Source organism: Pedobacter sp. 01T416_2 (genome assembly GCF_056398925.1).
On the sequence record NZ_JBFTQI010000718.1, the window covers coordinates 1 to 3,014 of the forward strand.

3 protein-coding genes are annotated in these 3,014 nt (G+C 36.4%); 1 reads left to right on the forward strand and 2 read right to left on the reverse strand.

Going from position 1 to position 3,014, the window contains the following annotated elements:
* Nucleotides 1-3 precede the first annotated feature (3 nt).
* Nucleotides 4-1,332: a CCA tRNA nucleotidyltransferase gene (locus tag AC1DPQ_RS22995; protein WP_477610990.1), complete on the reverse strand. Its 1,329-nt coding sequence runs from the start codon at nucleotides 1,330-1,332 to the stop codon at nucleotides 4-6.
* Between the two features lie 119 nt (nucleotides 1,333-1,451).
* Nucleotides 1,452-2,018, reverse strand: coding sequence for an L-threonylcarbamoyladenylate synthase (locus AC1DPQ_RS23000; protein ID WP_477583457.1), 567 nt, complete (start codon nucleotides 2,016-2,018; stop codon nucleotides 1,452-1,454).
* Between the two features lie 95 nt (nucleotides 2,019-2,113).
* On the opposite strand from AC1DPQ_RS23000, the gene AC1DPQ_RS23005 reads away from it, so the two are divergent.
* A complete protein-coding gene (locus AC1DPQ_RS23005) occupies nucleotides 2,114-2,884 on the forward strand; it encodes a GLPGLI family protein (protein WP_477583455.1) in 771 nt (256 codons plus the stop codon).
* The last annotated feature ends 130 nt before the right edge of the window (nucleotides 2,885-3,014 follow it).

Here is a 3,014-nt window from a genome sequence, read left to right on the forward strand (position 1 = left end):
TGATTATACCAACCTCTTTTCCTGCATCAAGTCCGAAAGTTTGATTATACCAACCTCTTTTCCTGCATCAAGTCCGAAAGTTTCCATGATATCGTTTCCTGAAATAGGGGGCTGCCAGTTTCTAATTTTATCGCGTTCTTCTACATCCTTAAGCTTTTGTTTAACCAGCTCAAAGTTGTTTCGGTATTTTGTTTTTTTGTATTCGTTTTTAGTCGTTACATCGGCGTTGCAAAGCAGCATTAAACTTTCAATTTCTTCACCGGCATCAAAAAGTAACCGCCTTACCGCAGAATCTGTAACGGTTTCCTGCGCCAGAACAATTGGGCGTAAATGAAGCTGTACCAATTTTTGCACATACTTCATCTTTTCGTTTAAAGGCAGTTTTAACTGTGCAAATATTTTTGGAACCATTCTGGCTCCTCTATCTTCATGTCCGTGGAATGTCCAACCGTGGCYTTCTTCAAAACGTTTAGTGGCTGGTTTGGCAATATCATGTAAGATAGCCGCCCAACGCAACCATAAATCATCAGTGTCTGCGCAAATGTTATCTAATACTTCAAGTGTATGGTAAAAATTGTCTTTATGTCCTTTTCCTTTAATAATCTCTACCCCATAAAGCTGTGCCATTTGAGGGAAAATGAGCTGCAATAAGCCCGTATCAAAAAGATGTTTAAAGCCTATAGAAGGTTTTTTTGAGAGGATGATTTTATTCATTTCATCTGTTATCCGCTCTTTTGATACAATGGTAATGCGCTGTTTTTGCGTTTTAATGGCATTTAGGGCAGCCGGATCGATGTTGAAATTAAGCTGCGAAGCAAAGCGGATTGCCCTCATCATGCGCAAAGGATCGTCAGAAAAAGTAACTTCCGGATCGAGGGGGGTACGGATGAGCTTGTTTTCTAAATCTTTAATCCCGTCAAACGGATCTAACAGTTCACCAAAATGATCGGCATTTAAATTGATCGCTAAAGCATTGATGGTGAAATCTCTGCGCAGCTGGTCATCTTCTAAGGTACCGTCTTCAACAATGGGTTTACGGGAATCAGAACGGTAAGATTCTTTTCTGGYGCCTACAAATTCGACTTCTAAATCCTGATATTTAATATTTGCTGTACCAAAATTTTTAAAAACAGCTACTTTGGTGTGCAGTTTTCTACCTACTGCTTCAGCATATTCTATTCCACTGCCCACAACAACAATATCAATATCTTTTGAAGGGCGATTTAAAAATAAATCGCGAACAAAGCCTCCGATTACATATGCTTCGGTATTGTTCTTATCGGCAGTTGTGGATAAGGTTTTAAATATTGGGTTTTGTAGGTGTTGCTGCATAAAAATTGCTTCGTGCTGTCCCGAATGTGCGAGATCAGCATTTATTAGTATTAAGTCTCTGAAAATAAATTGGGTGACGAATTACTTAATGATGCGAAATTAATAAAAACTATTGAGGCTTACTTCCTAATAAACTCAAATTGTCCGCCGGGAGAAAGTTTCATAATGGTTGATGGCTTTCTGTTGGTTCGGTTTTCCTGCTCAAAATCTACCACATAATCAACAGCATCAATAATTTCGGGGGCTATATCGTCAAAGAATTTTGGCGAAGGCTGCCCGCTTAAATTTGCAGAGGTAGAAACTATAGGTTTCCTGAAGCGTTGGATTAATGGTGTGCAAAAATCGTGTTTAACAATTCTGATCCCCACACTTCCGTCGGCATTGATTACATTTTGGGCTAAGTTTTTTGCGCCAGAGAAAATAATCGTTAAAGGATTTTCAGCATATTCAATTAAATCATAAGCCACATCAGGTATTTCGGCAACATAACTTTGCAGTTTGCTGTCTACATCCAATAACACAATGAGGCTTTTTTCGGCAGGACGGTTTTTTATTTTAAGTACTTTATCCACTGCTTCAGGATTTGTGGCATCGCAACCTATTCCCCAAATGGTATCGGTAGGATAGAGGATCACCCCGCCCGATTTTAATACTTCAAAAGCTTTGTTAATCTCGTCTCTTAGCATTTTACAAAGTTAATTTATTAAGAGGAAGTTAAATAATGTTAATGTTTGGTTTTTGACTCTAAGAGTCTATATTTTTATGCAAATGCTAAAATAATATGAAAAAGTTATTCGCCCTCGCAATATTTATCTGTTTATCTCCATTCGTTATTGCTCAAAAAAAGATCATATTTCATTATACAAACAACATCAATATTAGTGGAATAACCAGTAATATAAAATTAGAGCAATATTATTTAAATGGGCGGTCGTTAGAAATAGTTATCCCAAGTAGTACCAGTTTTAAGAATGATACGACCTATGAGGGCCTACGTAGGAGGACAAGGGTTAAGTTGATGGTGAAAGACAATGAGAAAAGGATGCCATTTGTGTTGAAATCGCCAGATATTTCTGGTCTTATATATGCGGAAAACATCTGGTCAAAGGCAACTTATTTAGTGGTGGATACGTTGAACAATTTTAATTGGAAAATCTCTTCAGAAACAAGGAAAATTAATGGCGAAACTTGTATGAGGGCCGAAACCGAGTTTAGAGGGCGTAAATATATTGCCTGGTTTAAAAAAGATAATTTAGTTAAAGCTGGGCCATGGAAATTCGGCGGTTTGCCAGGCATTATATTTGAAGTGAGCGATACTGAAAATATATATCGCTATACTTTAGAAGAAATAGAATATGTAGACCAGTTTCCTATAGAACTAAAAATGCCAAATGCTTTTACCGATCATGAAATGATCAGTCATGGCACGTTTATTTCAAAGTGGAAAGCAAATAAAAAGGATGTAGAAAAAAATAATGACGTAGTTACTTATTCTCTAACGGGATCAAGTAATATCAAACAAACAGTTGCACCTATTAAGGAATTATATTGATTTTGTAAAATACTTAATCACAGATAGATAGCATCAAAACATAATCAAACAGAAATCGTTTTACAGATAACAATCTGATTGTAAAAAATATAAATGATTTTCCTTTTTGATTGTCAAAATCGTTATATTT